This window comes from Faecalicatena sp., assembly GCF_058819085.1.
In genome coordinates, this window is the sequence record NZ_JBZUUL010000002.1 from 340701 (window position 1) to 356940 (window position 16240).

The following is a 16240-nucleotide window of genomic DNA, read 5'->3' on the forward strand; positions in this document are numbered from 1 at the left end:
ACAGACGAAGAACTAATAGCTTATAATGACCTGTACCAGTATCAGCCGCCTGTAATCAGATCTAAAACATCTTCGCATGCCAATTCTACCGAATAATTCGCCTTGCGGGTATAGTATCTCCCGAAAAAACACCGCCATTCACATAATATGGCGGTGTTTTCGACTTAATACATCAAGATATTGCATTTTTCCTTGTCCTTATACTAACAAAATGCTATAATAAAGGCGTTGTTAATCTACCAATGAAAGAGAGGAATGCATACATGAGATGCCCGAAATGTGGAAAAGATGTAGAATTACAAAAGAAACAAGTAGGCGTTGACGAGAGCGGAAAACCTATCTTTAACGAATACGCGATCTGCAGAGACTGCAAAAAGCAATGGAATCTTGATAAGCAAAGAGAAAAAAAAGCGGCGAATGCCAATGCTTCTAATCATACACAAATACCAGAAGGACCGACGGTTAAGAAGACCCCTGCTGCCGATGGTACAAAAACAGCCGTTCCAAAGAAAAAGCCAGGTTCTATCACCCCTGCTGCACCTGATGCAAAGGCTGCTGCAGGAAAGACAGCGCCATCTTCCAAGGCTGATGCCCCTGCAAAAAAAGCTCCGGCCAGCGTAAAATCAGGTGCTCCTGTGAAAAAAAGCCCTGCAGAGCCAAAACCGGATGCCCCGGTAAAAAAGGCTCCGGCACAAGGAAACTTAGCAGCGAAAAAACCGGCTGCCGACGCAAAAGCTGCCGGAAAAAGAGTGCCGGCTGATGCCAGAGCAGAAGCCGGCGTAAGGAAGGCCCCAGCAGACGGCAGACCAGTGCCCCCCGTGAAAAGGCCTGCGGATGCCAATCAACCTGGTGCTCCTGTGAAAAAAGCTGCTCCCGCCGGGAAGAAAAGCCCTGCCGGAAAGCCTGCACCAGGTGCAAAGTCTTCCCCATCTGTAAAACCAGCTTCTCCTGTCAAGAAGTCCACCCCTGATGGATCGACTGCTCCAGTCCCGAAGATGGCATCAGACGGAAAGCCCCCGGTTAAGAAAAAACCGGTTCCTTCGGATACAGGTTCTAACAGACCAGTTGAGGCTGCGAAGGAGCAGCGTTACGGCAATATTCCACCTGAAAAGGTACGTGCAAAAAGGGAGAAAGCTGTCAAAGCAAGCTATGAGGACATGCTTGCCGCAGATTCCGACAGGAAACCAGTTAAACGGAAAAAGCCGGCTTCCACGGAAGAGACAGCTCCAAAAAGAAAACCTGCTGCTTCTGCACCTGCCCGCAAAAAAACTGCACCTCAGCCTATGATAGAAGTTGAGCAGGAGATAGAAGAACCGAAGCCGAAATTCCGCGGATTTAAAATCATATTGGGTATTTTATCAATCGCTGCATTTGCATTTTTTGCATACAAGGGGTTCCTCGCAGGACTCAATAATATCTCTGCTGGAACAAAAGCAACTACAGGAACCATCTATATCGTACTGGCACTCTGTATGCTGATCTCCGGGCTGCTGCTATTGATCATGCAGAAGAAACGTACTATTTTCGCATTCCTGCTGCCCATGCTCCTCTATATCGGCGGCGCGGTATTTGCATTCCTGAAACGCGGAGAAGATAAGTTCCTTTTATACGGAGCTATCGTCGGTGCTGCAATGGCAGTCATTTTCCTGATCCTCACTTTTGCTTCCAGAGGCGGAGACGAGGAGGATGATTTCGAAGACGATTATGATGATCCCTTTGAGGATGACTATGATGATTGATCATCGTTTCCCGTAATCTTTTCATTGCTGGTCCGGGATTTTATTTCTATAACATAAAGGCTGTCACAAAATGATACTTTTCAATAGGTTAGGGATCTGACGCATGATGCAGATCCCTATCTCCTATCGAATTTTCATTCTGTGACAGCCTCTTTTTATGACACTTAGTGTCAGAGAATACAATCGCCCGGATCCATCTGAACCCGGGCTTGAATGTGGTGGGAAAGGGACTAAATGGTTTGAGGAGATTAGTCCCAATCTCCTTACATATATTAACATATTTCATACTATAAATGCAACGCAATGTGTCGATTTTTCACGGGAAAATACGTTTTTTTCGATTTTCTTATGTGTTTCTTGTATGATTATGTAGGTTACGGCTATCTAGCCTCAATTTTATGTAACCAGTTACGATGCAGCTTTCAGAAGTGTATGCAGTTAAACTGGAGGGAATATGGCTCTCCATCCCCTCCACAATTTTTGAAACATCGATTTTCATTTACTACAAAATGAATGTACTGATAATCTGTCCGATTCTAACGATATCACTTGCACCGGAAAACTCGAATTTTACTTTTCCCAGTCCGCTAAAATACATTTCCAACTCACTGTCCATATCCAGGACACCGGAAGTTTCTACAGAATAAGCACTGACTTTTGAATATGGAAGAGATGTAAAGTCTTTCTTCTTACCTGTCATCCCCTGGACATTGACTGCGATTACCCTTTTCGTGGTAAATACACAGTAATCACGCATAGCCTTGTATGCACTGATGACCTGTTCTCCATTGATCAGTAAAGGCTGTACATCCCCCATTACCATATTCGGGTCAATTTGTTTCATCTTCACATAAGCACTGTTTGTAAAGTCGATCATAATTAGCTCCTCTCTTTCTTTTGCATCTTTTATGTAATACCAAAATACTGTATATGTATATTTTACAATAAAAGTTGGTTTTATTGCAATCTGAAATCAAAAATGTAATTATCAATATCATCTTTCAATTCATTTTCTCTAATGAACCATTTATTTACTTTCCCATATATTATAAGTGATAGGTTTATGTTACTGGAGGAGATTTATGAAAAAGCGTATCATTGCTCTGCTTCTTTCAACTGCCATGGTCCTTACCGCACTAAGTGCCTGCAGCTCTAAGGATGCCGGAAAAGAGGCCTCTGCTGATGCAGCCTCTAAAACCCAGGAAAAGGAAACAGTAAAGGAACTCAAAGATGTGACACTGAATGAGGTGGCACATTCCATATTTTATGCGCCTATGTATGTGGCTGTTGAGGAAGGATATTTTGAAGACGAGGGGATCAAACTCGATCTCGTCTGCGGTTTTGGGGCCGATAAGACTATGACCGCCGTACTTTCCGGGGAAGCCGATATCGGCTTCATGGGCTCTGAAGCCTCTATTTATACCTATAATGAAGGCGCAAATGACTATGTCGTCAACTTCGCACAGTTAACTCAGCGGGCTGGAAATTTCCTTGTTGCACGGGAAGAAATGAAGGATTTTTCATGGGATGCACTGAGAAACAGTAATGTACTTGGGGGAAGAAAAGGCGGGATGCCGGAAATGGTCTTCGAGTATATCCTGAAACAGAATGGAATTGATCCGTCAAAAGATCTGGAAATTAATCAGAGTATTGACTTTGGTTCCACTGCTGCGGCTTTCGCGGAAGGAAAAGGGGATTATACAGTTGAATTCGAACCCGGTGCCACTTCCCTTGAATCAGAAGGAAAAGGATATGTCGTTGCTTCCCTTGGTGAGGACAGCGGATATGTCCCTTACACAGCCTACAGCGCAAAGCAAAGCTACATCGAGAAAAATCCGGAAATCATCCAGGGCTTCGTCAATGCTCTTCAGAAAGGGATGGACTTTGTGCAGGCCCATACACCGGAAGAGATCGCAAAAATAATTGAACCCCAGTTTCCTGAAACAGATTTAGAAACTATCACCACGATCGTTACCAGATACTATGACCAGGACACCTGGAAAGATAATCTGGTATTCGAAGAGGATAGCTTCAATTTATTACAGGATATCCTGGAAAGTGCGGGCGAACTCGAGCAGCGCGCACCTTATGCGGATCTCGTGACGACCGAATTTGCAGAAAAAGCAGCAAAATAGAGATTTGACAGGCACATATTGAAAAACGGAACAAAGCAGATAGCTTGTCGGCGAAAAATAATCAGCTATCTGCTTTGTATCTTGGGGATATTCCCCTTTTCCGGTGATCCTAACGTCTACAGCATTTCAAGACTTTTCAGCAGATACAGCCATCCCGTCAGCGAAAATGCGCTAAACAGAGTCGTCAGCATAACTACACTGGATGTCAGAACCCCTTCGTGTTTCATATTTCTCGCCATAACAAAGCAGCTCACTGTTGTCGCAGACCCGAGCATGACCAAAATAGCCATCAGTTCTTCTCTGCGAAATCCCATTTTTACCGCCAGCGGAAGAAATAATGCACAGTACCCTATCAGCTTCATGAAAGCAGCCAGAACTGCCGGACGTACCTTTGAAAATGCTTTCTTAACATCGAACGCTGCTCCCATTGCAATGAGCCCCATGGGTGTTGCAACTGCGGCAACACTTGTCACCGTTTTTTCTACGATAGGAACCATTGGAATTTTCAAAACTGACCATAGAATTCCTGCACCAATTCCAATAATGATGGGATTTTTTATGATCCCCTTCAGAGTACTTTTCAGCATCTTTTTATCTGGCTTTTTCTCTTCCGGTCCAAAAAGTGACAGCACAACGACCGCCATAACATTATAGATCGGCACACTTCCAATAATCATAAGCGGGGCCATTTTAGCAGTGCCGTATACATTCTGTATGACCGCGATCCCCAGCAGGGCTGCACTGCTTCTGTAGGATGCCTGGATGAATTCCCCTTTTATAGTCTTATCCTTCCAGACCAAAGACAGGGCTGCGGCAATCACAATACTTACAATCGTTACCAGCGCGCAAAACAGAACGAATCTCCCATCCCACACCTCACTAAAATCAACTGTTGCCAGATCATGAAATACAAGCACCGGCAAAGGAATCAGAAATACGAATTTGTTCATTTTAGAAGCAAATTCATCATCTATCCAACCTATCTTTTTCAAAAAAAGTCCCAGGATCATTAACAAAAACACCGGGACAGTCGCATTTAAACTAAATATTAAATTCTCCATATGGCCTGTTCTCTCTTCTCGATGATAACTTACATTTTAAAACTTTTTCTTACCGCAGAGCTTATTATCTGCGTTTTCACTTCTTATATCTTTTATATTATAGGGGGAAACAAGCCTTTTTGCAACATCATGCCTCCCTTCTGCTCAAAATCCTCCTGTGATAAGATGTAACTTTTTATTTTTAGATCGTTTTACTTATCTCACTTCACGATAAAAAAACTCCACAGACCTCAGATACTATCCAAAGCCGCAGAGTTTTCTTTCTGTCCTCTATAACTTCTAACCGCTGACCTTCTAAGGCCCTAGTTACCGGCACATCCGTGTTTGTCTTCACCACAGGAATGACTTCCGCAGTCATGCCCCTCTCCGTGATGATGGTGGCTGCACATGGTATCCGGATTATACTCCAGTTCGCCTTTTAACAGTGCCTCAACACTGGCATCTGCGTCTCCTGAAACTCCCGGATAGAGCTCAATATTGATATTCGCAAGTGCCGTACGTGCACCACCGCCGATCCCGCCGCAGATCAGTGTCTGTACATGATGTCCCTGAAGAAATCCAGCCAGTGCTCCGTGCCCGCTTCCAACCGCGCTTACTACTTCGGAAGATTTTACCTGATTGTCCTCTACCTCGTAAATCTTAAAGTTCTCACAATGTCCAAAATGCTGAAATACCTGTCCGTTCTCGTATGTTACTGCGATCCTCATATAGAATGCCTCCTTGATAATGGAATGTTTTAAGTTACAAATACATGCCGTTTAGTGAAAGCGGTTATATAAACTCCACTTTACTGCTTCCTTAATAAGGCAAACGGCACGTTTAGTGAATATGTTTATTGTAGCTCCATTTCCGGCATATGTCAATTATATTTTTGTTATACGGATTTATCCTATGGATGTTAACGACATCCCATCCGACAGTTCTGGGGATCTTTACCACAATTCCCGCCGCAGTCTGGATGACCGCATCTCCTTCGGCAGCACTCTTTGGCATCCGGACAGACTTCATAGGCACCGCCTCCTATTTTTAGTTTTTTTCCTTCTACCAGCGCTTCTGCAAGCTTTTTTCTGGCCAGATCATAGATTGACTGTACCGTGGTCCTGGCCACATTCATCTGCCGGGCGCACTCTTCCTGTGAGTAGCCCTGATGGTCGATCAGACGGATCGTCTCAAATTCATCTACGGTCATTTCAATGATCTCCTTGCAATTCACATTTGCCGGAGCAAATTCTTCAATCTTAGGCATCTCACAGATACGCCTGCATTTTACCCGTCGTCCCATCATAACACCTCTCATCTTCCCATCAGAATATATACTCAAAACTATTTCGCTTTATTGCAGATATTATAACATGATTCCAAAACTCGTAAAAGCCTCTCTGACAATTCATAGATTTATCTTCTGCTTAACCTGATTCAAAAACCCTCGTTTGGTGCTGATCCTCTGCCCCCTCATGAATGCAGGTTCGCTGTCCCTATCCTGACTTTTCCTCTCTCGTCAATTTCTTGATCCAGTTCCCATAATGTGACTCCAGATATGCCGGAACACATTTAAAGATCTGATCTGCATTCAGACAGCATACCACAACCGCCGGAGATGCTTTTACCACAAATGCCATAACCAGAGACAGCGGGATCACGATCATCCAGATACTCACCAGGTCCATTTTTACAACGAACATAGCATTTCCCCCGCCTCTGATGATTCCATTGTTAGTCGGCATCTGATAGGACATGCCCACACAGACCACACTCAGGATGATTAAAAATGTATCTGCCATCTCTTTGGTAGACGCGGACAGGTCGTACAGCCCTAATACAGGTATTCTGATTACGAATAAAAAGAGTCCTGAGCAGACACCGATGACCAGGAAAATCTGCTGTAATTTCCGGGAGTATCTCTTTACCAGTGCCAGATCTCCCGTCCCCACTGTTTTCCCTATGATGATAGAAGCCGTGGAGGACGCACCTGCCGCCGTAGACTTCACCAGCATGAACAGGGTGGACGCGGCACTATTTGCTGCGATCGCAGCCGCTGTCATATGACCCAGGATCGCCGTCTGCAAGGCAGTGTTGATCCCCCACAGCCCCTGAACCAATACGATAGGACTGGTCAGCTTTATGTAATCCTTAAATAACAGCCGGTCAAACCGCAGATAATCCCCGGGCCTCATCCGAAGTCTTTCCTCTTTCTTAAGCATATAGACAATCAGTACGATACACTCCAGGATTCTTGCCGTCAGAGTCCCTGCCGCTGCTCCTTTTGTTCCCAGCTCAGGTGCACCGAACCTTCCGTAAATCAGTACATAATTAATCCCACAGTTTACAAAAAAGGTCATGATGGAAAGATAAAAGGCGATCCGCACCACCTCGACACTGCGCAGTGTGGCGAGCAGAAGCTGTGTCACCGCAAAAAATACATAGGTAAAACGGATGATATTCAGATAAGACACGCCTTCCCCGATGATCGGCCCATCGGTCGTAAATATCCCTACTGCCTGCCGTGGAAAAATACTGACTGCCATAAACAAAAGTACTGCCACAAGAAGCCCCAGACGCATGGCTGACGCAGCAATTTTCTTCATCGGTGAAGTCTTATGCATCCCCCAATACTGGCTGCATATGATGACCATGCCGTCTCCCAGTGCTGTCAGGATCTGCTGATAGACAAACTGGATCTGATTCACAGCCGCCACCCCGGCCAGTGAAGTCTCACTGTATGCCCCAAGCATCATGTTGTCGGCCAGGTTCACACTAAGAGTAATGACATTCTGCAGGACAAGCGCCACATATATGGAAAAGAAATTTTTATAAAACCCTTTTGTTTCTGTCACTTTTTCGTCTCCCTTCGTATAACTTATTCATTATACGCGTCCGTCATCTTGGATTGCAATCGATTTTTTAACATTTTCGCTCCCATATTTCTACGCCAGGGATATTCAAAAACGACCCTGAATCTGCTATACTGACATCACAGAAATACGGAACGATCATATTGCCGGTGCAAAGTCTGTTTTTTCCATGACGCTTTGCATCAAGAGAATCAGGAGGTATCAAATGACTAATAAGGAGCATGTATCTGCCTTAAGAGAACTCATGAAAGAAGAACACGTGGATGCAGTCTATATCGGAACTGCAGATCCCCACCAAAGCGAAGGTGTTGCAACACACTGGCGGGCAATGCAGTGGTTCAGTGGTTTTACCGGGACTGCCGGGTGCTGTGTGGTCACACTCACCAAGGCCGCATTCTGGAGCGATGGACGATACGCTGCACAAATGGAGCGCGAACTGGACCAGGACATTTTCGAACTGCTCAATACTTCACAACAGGGAACGCCGAATTGGATGGAGTGGCTTGTGGAAAATGTAGACAGCGGTTTTACCCTGGCAATGGACGGCGAGGTCCTGTCCATCGCGGATTACCGTAAATGCCGGGATTTCCTCAGCAGATACAGCGGCCAGATCCGCTATGACCGAAACTATCCCGGAGAGCTCTGGCATGACCGTCCCCCGATCCCGGATGCGCCTGTATGGGAGCTGGCACTTTCCTATGCCGGAGAATCCCGCCCGGAAAAGATATCCCGCGTGCGTGCTGAAATGCTTAACAGAGGGGCAGACTGTTACCTGGGCTGCTGTGTGGATGATATTGCCTGGCTTAGCAACTTAAGGGGAGGGGATCATCCCATCTATCCTATTTTTCATGGATACTTTTTGATCACTCCGCAGAGCGCTTGTCTGTGCATGGATGAAGAAAAGCTGGATGCAGTAACCCGGTCACACTTAGAGGAAGACGGGATCACCATATTTCCCAGAAATGATGTCTCAAGGCTTTTATCTCAACTTCCATCAGGGAGCAGGATTTTAACCGATCCATACAAGACCAGTCTAAAGCTCTACTCTTCGATTCCAGAAGCCGTACAGATCATAGAGCAGATGGACTTAGCAACCTATTTAAAAAGCCGCAAAAATCCTGTGGAGCAGGAAAACATCCGTGCAAGTAATATCAAGGAAAGCGTCGCGATCATTCGTTTTATCCGGCATATCTATGACCGCCTGGAAACGGGTCCGGTCACAGAATATGATCTTGTCACTGACCTGGAGACCTTCCGCAGGATGGACCCGGATTACCTGATGCCCGCCAACCTGGCGATCATTGCCTACGGTCCGAATGCAGCCCTTCCGCATTACCGTCCTTCGAAAGAGATCCACTCCACGATAGAAAAGAAAGGGATGCTCCTGTTTGATCTCTGTGCCCACTATAAGACCGGCACGACAGACATTACACGTGTGATCCCTGTCGGCCCATGTACTAAGGAGATGAAGACCGACTATACCTTGACGCTCAAATCCAACATCGCATTGGCTTCCCAGCACTTTATCTACGGAACCACCGGTGATGTCCTGGACGGGATCGCAAAATCCGTCCACTGGAACCATGCCCGCCATTATGGTCATGGCACCGGACACGGCATGGGATACCTCCTCTACGTCCATGAAGGCCCCGGCAAGATCATCACTGAATTTGCCCCGCCCTTCCCTTATGCCAAACAAGTCCCTCTCGACACCGGCATGCTCTTTTCTGACGAACCCGGCGTCTACAAGCCCGGACGCCATGGAGTAAGACTGGAAAACGATCTTCTGGTCCAGGAGGACTGTACCAACGAATTCGGCAGATTTTTAAAATTTGAAACCGTCACCTTCTGCCCATTCGAATCCAGCCTGATCCTCCCTGAGCTTCTCACCAAAGAAGAACTTGACTGGATAAATAACTACCACGAACAGACCTATGCCAAACTCTCCCCATACTTAAATGGAGAAGAACAGGCCTGGCTGAAAGAAAAAACTGCACCCATAAAGTAACCCCACTTTTCCCCCTGCGAACGGACCGGCTTAGGGGTTACATTCCGCCTGGAGTCCCCCCTGTTTCACAGGGTGGACTCTCTGTGGATCAGCCTGCATGTAAACTCCTGGTAGGAAAATTCCTCCTCCTCTCCTGCCAGGATCGACAGGATCAATTTTGCTGCATACCGCCCCATCTCATAATAAGGGATGGAGATCCCGGAAACGGATGGGTATGTGATCGCATAGAAATCTACATTATTGATAAACAGGTTTTTCGGATGCTGCGGAAGCACCACTCCATTTTTTAGGATCTCCTTCTGCAGCAGATATCCGATATCATAGTTGTGTGAGATCGCAATATCAAACTCATGGGTATCGATATATTCCTTTAAGCCCGGGTAAATATTCTCCGGACAGCGGTACCTGACAGGAATGATCACATGCTCCAGGTCGCACTCCGGGTAGATCCGGGATACGATCTTTTCAAACTGCGGGAACTTATTATTTACAAAGACACCCTCATTATCTACAGAAAAATACCGGATAGATCTTAAATTCTTCTCCCTGCAGAACGCTGCGCATTCCTCCAGAACATCATCAAAAGCATGGGGCTTCGGTGACCTTTTCGAAAAGACTCCGTCCATACAGACTACAACATATGGAATACCGTATTTCTCCGCCGGTTCTACAAAGCGTTCGTGTTCCTTATTCGAAATATAGATCAGCCCATCGATCAGGTTAGATTTATAACTATTGATATAGGACGGGAACGTGTCTTCCTTCTTCTCATAAAATAATGTCAGTGTATGGTGCATCTTATCCAAATGCCTTCCGATACCCTCGATAGTCTCCAGGAAGGACTGGCGGCTGTAATCCCAGGCACAGACAATCCCGATGGCTGCACACTTTTTATTCTTCATGCTGCGTGCAGCCTCATTCGGAACATAGTGATACTCCTTGATCGCCCTTCTCACCCGGTCGATCGTCTGCTGGCTGATACGTTTATCAGACCGGTCATTCAGGACATAAGATACCGTTGCCTGGGAAACTCCACATATTTTCGCGATTTCTTTTGCTGTAATATTGCTCTTCATTCAAATCCCTCAGTTCCAAAATTATTTATCTTTTTAGCTGGCAGTAAATGATAATATGAATCTCATAAACTTGCACAGTTTTTCTCAATTTATCTTGTTTTTATTATTAATTTATGCTAATATAAAAACTGCTTATAGGTATAAGCAAAAAATCTATAGTCATTATAACAATAATTTGCATAGACAGCAAGGGCCGCAGATTATTATTTTTTGTTTTTTGCTTATACGAATAACCTAGTCTTTCGAAAATAGGACAGGTAGAAATTTACTAAAGGAGTAAAGGAAAATGAACGAAAAGAATGAGAAACAACAGAAGAAAAAATGGGATATCGCAGTCCCGCACACTTACTTTATCATCTTCATGATCTTGATTCTATGTGCGATACTGACCTATATCCTGCCTGCCGGCGCTTACGACCGTGTTGAAAATGAAGCCGGACGTATGATCGTAGTGGCAGATTCCTTCCATCAGGTCGAGTCCAATCCGATTTCCTTAATGGACTTCCTGAAAGCAGTCCCATCCGGGCTCGAAGCTCAGGCTGCATTGATTTTCTTCGTATTTGTCTGCGGAGGAACCTTTGGTATCTTTGATGAAACAAATGCCTTAAATGTAGGGATCAACAAGATCGCGCATCGGCTGAACGGAAAAGAGACACTGATGATCATTGCGATCACCACCATTTTCTCGATCCTGGGTGCTACGATGGCATTTGACCCACAGGTGATCATGTTCATCCCACTTGGCGTAGCGCTTGCCAGACGATGCGGCTATGACGCAATCACTGGTATCGCCATGGTACTCGGCGGTGTTTATATCGGATTCTCCTGCGGCGCCCTGAACCCTTACACAACAGCCGTTGCACAGGGGATCGCCGGAATCCCGCTGTTCTCAGGACTTGGCTTCCGTGTTGTATGGCAGGTCGTAACACTGATCTTCACATGTGCTTACATCATCCGCTATGCAAAGAAGGTAAAGGTTACCCCATCTTTAAGCTACTGCTACGAACTGGAGTTAAGTGAAAAAGAAGCTCATGAAAAAGCACAGGAAAGCTTCTCAACCAAGCTTTCCGTACGTCAGATCCTCGTGATCCTTGTACTTTTCGGTGGTTTAGGATGTGTCGTATACGGCTCCCTCAAATTATCCTGGGGTACCACTGATATGGCCGCTGCTTTCTTTGGAATGGGTATCCTGGCCGGAATCATCGGAGGACTTGGCGGTAACAAGATCTGTACATCCTGGATCAAAGGTGCTAAGACGATGGTATTCGGTGCCCTTGCAATCGGACTTGGCCGTGCGATCCTGATCGTCCTGGAAAATGGTATGATCATGGACACCATCGTTTCCGGATTATCTTCACTGTTACAGATGCTTCCGTCATCCCTGATCTCACTGGGAATGCTGATTGCTAACGTTGTAATCAACTTCTTTGTACCGTCAGGAAGCGGACAGGCAACTCTGGTTATGCCTTTCATGGCAGCAATCGCTTCTCTGACAGGTGTTACCATGCAGACAGCGATCGTTGCATTCCAGGGCGGTGAAGGCTTCAGTAATGTAGTGATTCCTACAAGCTCTACTACAAATGCCTGCCTCGGTGCCGGTAATGTGGGATATGAGAAATGGATCCGTTTTGCAATGCCGATGTTCCTGATCCAGCTGGCAATCTGTGCAGTATTTACGATCATTGCATCTGTAATCGGACTGTAAACAATGAATTCAAAAATGGAGGAGGAGGTCCCGGCATCTGCCGGGACCTTTCATAAAAACTATGGTATGGACTTCTAAAGAAATTAAGAAAAAAGGACTCGCCTGCTTAAACCAAAACTTTGCCCAGGCCTATCTGATCGTACTGCTGCTGCGCCTGATCGCTGATATCCCGGCCCTGTTCTTCGAACAGGATCTAAGCTTTACAAGACTGACACAGGCAGGCTCTATCCTGTTGATCCTGATTCTGCTAACCGGCCTTCTCTTTATATATCTCCCTCTCACAGCCGGCAAGCATGCATACTATCTGGAACTTAGAAAGGGACGGACAGAGTTTTCTACGCTGTGGAGATTTTTTACACAGGGCAGCAGAGTTTATCTTTCCATCGTAAAGGGAATGGCACTTAGGTATCTTACCGTAGCTGCGGGCTGCCTGATCCTGGCTGTGCCGGGGATCCTTGCATACTACCGAACTTTCTTTACCCCCTGGATCCTGGCCGAAAAACCTGAGCTGTCCCCGGCCCAGGCGATGCAGATCAGCCGGGATATGACGGCCGGTCAAAGAATGAACCTCTTTATCATGCAGTTGACATTCCTGGGCTGGATCGCCCTGTGTTTCTTTTTGTCCTACCGGTTCAGTCTCCTACTGCCCGCCTCCATCTCAAGGGTCGTATCGACAGCAGTCTATGCACTGCCGGGAGCCTATTACCATGCAGCAGTGGCAGAGCTTTATCATCAGCTGAAAGGCTAAAAACAAGGTGTCGGAATTCTCCGGCACCTTGTTTTATTAGTCTAATATCAGTTTTACCCCGCCATAGATCCCGGCTTCGTTCCCCAGGGAGGCCAGGCGAAAGTCTGTATTTTTTGCTGCATGGAATGCATATTCTGTATAATATTTACGGATCGCACTGAGCAGGATATCTCCTGCCTTTGCAACTCCCCCTCCGATCACGAATGTTTCCGGGTTCACAACACAGGCGATAAGCGCAAGACCTTTGCCCAGCATGCGTCCCACCTCGTCTACCATCTTCACAGCCGTTTCATCTCCTGCCTTGGCAGCATCAAAAATATCTTTTGCAGTAAAATCTTTGATCCTTTGCAGGGAGCTTTCCGCATCCTCATGTGCTTCAAAATACTTTCTTGTCATACGCACAATGCCTGTAGCCGAAGCATACTGCTCCAGGCAGCCCTTTTTCCCGCATCCACAGCACTCTGTCTCATCATCTGTCATCGGCAGGTGTCCGATCTCCCCTGCTGCCCCGTTTTCTCCCGGCAGGATATGTCCGTCGATGATAACACCTCCGCCTACCCCTGTACCAAGTGTAACCATTACCATGTTTTTGCAGCCTCTGCCGCCGCCCTGCCACATTTCACCAAGAGCTGCGACATTGGCATCATTTCCGGCTTTCACACGCATCCCGGTCAATTCACCAAGCTCTCTCTCTACATTGAAAATATCCCAGCCGAGATTGACACATTTAAACACCGTCCCATCAGCTCCGACAGGCCCTGGAACACCCATGCCGATCCCTTCCACATCCAGATGCGAGATTCCTTTTTTACTTAGCTTTTCATAAACCGCTTCCTGGATATCTCCGAGTATAAACCTTCCGCCATTCTCCGTTCGTGTGGGGATCTCCCACATATCAAGCAGCTTTCCGTCCGTTTCAAATAATCCCATTTTTACAGTTGTACCGCCTATATCTACGCCAAATGCATACCTCTTCATTCTATCTTCCTCCTGGTCTCCATGCTTTTTTACTTTATTTTCATATCACATGGATATCTTAGCACGAAGTGAGATATCAGGGCTTTTTCTACTTGAATATGATCTCCGGTTTTTGTATATAAAATTGTCCAACTCTCTGCCCGGGAATCTCTAATTTCTCTCTTCAGATTAATATATGAACCCGAAAATTAATAATTTTGTATCCCGGAAGTTTTACCGCATTCTCCGATCCGCTCTCCCATCCTCACGATGGTCTCGAATCCGTTCTCCGTATTTTCTATCAGCCGCTCATCGATCTTCACAGCCCCCTTCTGGAACAAAAGGATCACGGTGGAGCCGCCAAATTCAAACCTTCCCTTCTCCTGGCCCTTTTTCACCTCACACTCCTCATGATAATTGGTGATCCGGCCAACCATCAGGGCTCCGACCTCCATCATTAATATGGTCTTAAAATGTCTGCTCTCCAAAAGTGAAAATTCTCTTGTATTCTCTTTGTAGATCGGTACCACATCATTGGCGATCGGATTCACAGTATGAAAGATCCCTGGAATATGACAGTTCGCCGATTTCCAGCCATCATCCACATAGCAGTATCTGTGATAATCATCTACGGTCAGCCGAAAGATACAAGCTGTTCCGCCCTCATAGTAAGAGGCCAGCTTTTCCGAACGAAGAAGGGATTCTACCGTATAGGAAGTATTTTTAATACAGAAGCTGCTCCTTTCACCGTTTTCCTGCGTGATCGGATAGACACTCAGCTTTCCGTCACATGGACTGATAAGGGTTCTCTCATCCCCCTCTGGCAGCCGGCACTCTGGCTTCATCTGCCTCGTAAAAAAATCATTGTAGGAATAGAACTCCTGTTTCACACAGCCACTGATGTCTATCTGATTCCTTTTGATAAACGGCCTGATCAGACAGCGTGACCACTTTCGTTCCAGCAGCCACCCTCCCGCTTTTGAGACCGCCGGGTGAACGAATAGCCTGATCATTCCTCTGCCCACACTGTGGGTGTACATCCATTTTAAGAGCTTATCCTGACCGGAATCCTCTGTTGTAATTTTCCCTTCTCTGTCTATATACTTCATCTGTACCTTCACTCTCTTTCCTTTACTCTCATATTTCATAATACAAGAGTGTACCGCCGGACCATTCTCCGCGCAGCACACTCATAGTTGTATTTACTATTCACTTTTACCATATTACTCAAACGCTGTAAAGCGCCTTTCTATACTACAGCCTTCTTACCCATGACAGCCATGGCCAGCCCGGATGATAGCTTACCCTGTATCGGGTAAAGACGATCATAATAATGACCGCTGTGGCCACGATCGCTACCAGAACCGCAAGTGTGGCATTTTTCGGCTTTTTCAGGCGAAAATCTACTACAAACAAGATTCCCACGATCAGCAGTGCCAGATGCAGACAGACACGGAATATCCAATCTGATACAAAAAACTGCACCATGAATACCAGCGGAAGGACGATTGCCATAGATGTGATGGGAAGCCCTCTGTAAAACTTTTCGCCATCTTCGGTAACAAGGGCATTCTTTGCCTCCATCACATTAAAATATGCGAGCCTCACAACAGAATTCACACAGTATAAAGCGATCACTGCCATCCCGATCGGCCCCCTGACACCCAGCAGATAACAGATCAGCGCCGGGAAAGCACCGAAGCACACCACATCGCACAAGGAATCAATCTGAATACCAAACGCTTTTTCATCCTCTGTCCGGTCTTTTTTTCTTCTTGCGATCTTTCCGTCAAACATATCAAACAGACCTGACAGGGCCAGACAGAATATGGCAGTCTTAAAACGGCCATGGACTGCCTGTGTCATTCCAAAAACAGAGGTCGCCAGACTGATATAGGTCAATACTACTGTATAATTATAAAATCCAATCATTTCTTTCTCTCTTTTCTCTTTAGATTT

14 protein-coding genes are annotated in these 16240 nt (G+C 46.0%); 5 read left to right on the top strand and 9 right to left on the bottom strand.

What is annotated here, in order from left to right:
- The first annotated feature begins 242 nt into the window (after positions 1–242).
- Positions 243–1739, top strand: a complete 1497-nt coding sequence (locus AC4OGX_RS01610) for a DUF3784 domain-containing protein (RefSeq protein ID WP_493328046.1) — start codon at positions 243–245, stop codon at positions 1737–1739.
- A gap of 502 nt (positions 1740–2241) precedes the next feature.
- Here the strand turns inward: AC4OGX_RS01610 and AC4OGX_RS01615 are convergent.
- Complete coding sequence (locus tag AC4OGX_RS01615) at positions 2242–2616, bottom strand: PH domain-containing protein (protein WP_493328048.1); 375 nt, start codon at positions 2614–2616, stop codon at positions 2242–2244.
- Between the two features lie 205 nt (positions 2617–2821).
- Between AC4OGX_RS01615 and AC4OGX_RS01620 the strand changes: the two genes are divergently transcribed.
- On the top strand, positions 2822–3874 hold the full coding sequence (locus tag AC4OGX_RS01620; protein WP_493328050.1) for an ABC transporter substrate-binding protein: 1053 nt from the start codon (positions 2822–2824) through the stop codon (positions 3872–3874).
- Between the two features lie 116 nt (positions 3875–3990).
- Here AC4OGX_RS01620 and AC4OGX_RS01625 read toward each other — a convergent pair whose 3' ends face one another.
- The 4 genes from AC4OGX_RS01625 to AC4OGX_RS01640 all read right to left on the bottom strand — a co-directional run bounded on the left by AC4OGX_RS01625 (position 3991) and on the right by AC4OGX_RS01640 (position 7769).
- A complete protein-coding gene (locus tag AC4OGX_RS01625) occupies positions 3991–4935 on the bottom strand; it encodes an AEC family transporter (RefSeq protein WP_493328052.1) in 945 nt (314 codons plus the stop codon).
- Between the two features lie 302 nt (positions 4936–5237).
- Positions 5238–5642: a NifB/NifX family molybdenum-iron cluster-binding protein gene (locus AC4OGX_RS01630; protein ID WP_493328054.1), complete on the bottom strand. Its 405-nt coding sequence runs from the start codon at positions 5640–5642 to the stop codon at positions 5238–5240.
- A gap of 191 nt (positions 5643–5833) precedes the next feature.
- The gene (locus tag AC4OGX_RS01635) at positions 5834–6217 is read right to left on the bottom strand and encodes a DUF134 domain-containing protein (RefSeq protein ID WP_493328100.1); all 384 of its coding nucleotides are present in this window, start codon (positions 6215–6217) and stop codon (positions 5834–5836) included.
- Between the two features lie 193 nt (positions 6218–6410).
- On the bottom strand, positions 6411–7769 hold the full coding sequence (locus AC4OGX_RS01640) for an MATE family efflux transporter (RefSeq protein WP_493328055.1): 1359 nt from the start codon (positions 7767–7769) through the stop codon (positions 6411–6413).
- Positions 7770–7992: 223 nt separating this feature from the next.
- Between AC4OGX_RS01640 and AC4OGX_RS01645 the strand changes: the two genes are divergently transcribed.
- Positions 7993–9795: a M24 family metallopeptidase gene (locus AC4OGX_RS01645; protein ID WP_493328056.1), complete on the top strand. Its 1803-nt coding sequence runs from the start codon at positions 7993–7995 to the stop codon at positions 9793–9795.
- A gap of 65 nt (positions 9796–9860) precedes the next feature.
- Here the strand turns inward: AC4OGX_RS01645 and AC4OGX_RS01650 are convergent, their stop codons facing one another.
- Entirely contained in the window at positions 9861–10871 is a 1011-nt protein-coding gene (locus tag AC4OGX_RS01650; protein WP_493328057.1) for a LacI family DNA-binding transcriptional regulator, read from the bottom strand.
- Between the two features lie 286 nt (positions 10872–11157).
- On the opposite strand from AC4OGX_RS01650, the gene AC4OGX_RS01655 reads away from it, so the two are divergent.
- Together AC4OGX_RS01655 and AC4OGX_RS01660 are read left to right on the top strand one after the other, a co-directional pair.
- On the top strand, positions 11158–12576 hold the full coding sequence (locus AC4OGX_RS01655; RefSeq protein WP_493328058.1) for a YfcC family protein: 1419 nt from the start codon (positions 11158–11160) through the stop codon (positions 12574–12576).
- Between the two features lie 61 nt (positions 12577–12637).
- Positions 12638–13324 carry a DUF975 family protein gene (locus AC4OGX_RS01660; protein ID WP_493328059.1) on the top strand — a complete coding sequence of 229 codons (687 nt, stop codon included), beginning with the start codon at positions 12638–12640 and terminating at the stop codon, positions 13322–13324.
- 36 nt (positions 13325–13360) lie between these two features.
- Here AC4OGX_RS01660 and AC4OGX_RS01665 read toward each other — a convergent pair whose 3' ends face one another.
- From AC4OGX_RS01665 to AC4OGX_RS01675, 3 genes are all read right to left on the bottom strand, one after another.
- Positions 13361–14302 (bottom strand): ROK family glucokinase, encoded by a 942-nt coding sequence (locus AC4OGX_RS01665; protein WP_493328060.1) that lies wholly within the window; start codon positions 14300–14302, stop codon positions 13361–13363.
- A 188-nt stretch (positions 14303–14490) separates the two neighbouring features.
- Positions 14491–15390, bottom strand: coding sequence for a phosphatidylserine decarboxylase (locus AC4OGX_RS01670; protein ID WP_493328101.1), 900 nt, complete (start codon positions 15388–15390; stop codon positions 14491–14493).
- Between the two features lie 145 nt (positions 15391–15535).
- On the bottom strand, positions 15536–16213 hold the full coding sequence (locus AC4OGX_RS01675; RefSeq protein ID WP_493328061.1) for a CDP-alcohol phosphatidyltransferase family protein: 678 nt from the start codon (positions 16211–16213) through the stop codon (positions 15536–15538).
- Between the last annotated feature and the right edge of the window lie 27 nt (positions 16214–16240).

Excerpts from the sequence above, each read along its gene's own strand:
- AC4OGX_RS01660 (WP_493328059.1), top strand. The coding sequence starts at position 12,638 with ATGGTATGGACTTCTAAAGAAATTAAGAAAAAAGGACTCGCCTGCTTA.
- AC4OGX_RS01670 (WP_493328101.1), bottom strand. The coding sequence starts at position 15,390 with ATGAAGTATATAGACAGAGAAGGGAAAATTACAACAGAGGATTCCGGT.
- AC4OGX_RS01635 (WP_493328100.1), bottom strand. The coding sequence starts at position 6,217 with ATGGGACGACGGGTAAAATGCAGGCGTATCTGTGAGATGCCTAAGATT.
- AC4OGX_RS01610 (WP_493328046.1), top strand. The coding sequence starts at position 243 with ATGAAAGAGAGGAATGCATACATGAGATGCCCGAAATGTGGAAAAGAT.
- AC4OGX_RS01620 (WP_493328050.1), top strand. The coding sequence starts at position 2,822 with ATGAAAAAGCGTATCATTGCTCTGCTTCTTTCAACTGCCATGGTCCTT.
- AC4OGX_RS01675 (WP_493328061.1), bottom strand. The coding sequence starts at position 16,213 with ATGATTGGATTTTATAATTATACAGTAGTATTGACCTATATCAGTCTG.
- AC4OGX_RS01645 (WP_493328056.1), top strand. The coding sequence starts at position 7,993 with ATGACTAATAAGGAGCATGTATCTGCCTTAAGAGAACTCATGAAAGAA.
- AC4OGX_RS01665 (WP_493328060.1), bottom strand. The coding sequence starts at position 14,302 with ATGAAGAGGTATGCATTTGGCGTAGATATAGGCGGTACAACTGTAAAA.
- AC4OGX_RS01655 (WP_493328058.1), top strand. The coding sequence starts at position 11,158 with ATGAACGAAAAGAATGAGAAACAACAGAAGAAAAAATGGGATATCGCA.
- AC4OGX_RS01630 (WP_493328054.1), bottom strand. The coding sequence starts at position 5,642 with ATGAGGATCGCAGTAACATACGAGAACGGACAGGTATTTCAGCATTTT.
- AC4OGX_RS01650 (WP_493328057.1), bottom strand. The coding sequence starts at position 10,871 with ATGAAGAGCAATATTACAGCAAAAGAAATCGCGAAAATATGTGGAGTT.
- AC4OGX_RS01625 (WP_493328052.1), bottom strand. The coding sequence starts at position 4,935 with ATGGAGAATTTAATATTTAGTTTAAATGCGACTGTCCCGGTGTTTTTG.
- AC4OGX_RS01615 (WP_493328048.1), bottom strand. The coding sequence starts at position 2,616 with ATGATCGACTTTACAAACAGTGCTTATGTGAAGATGAAACAAATTGAC.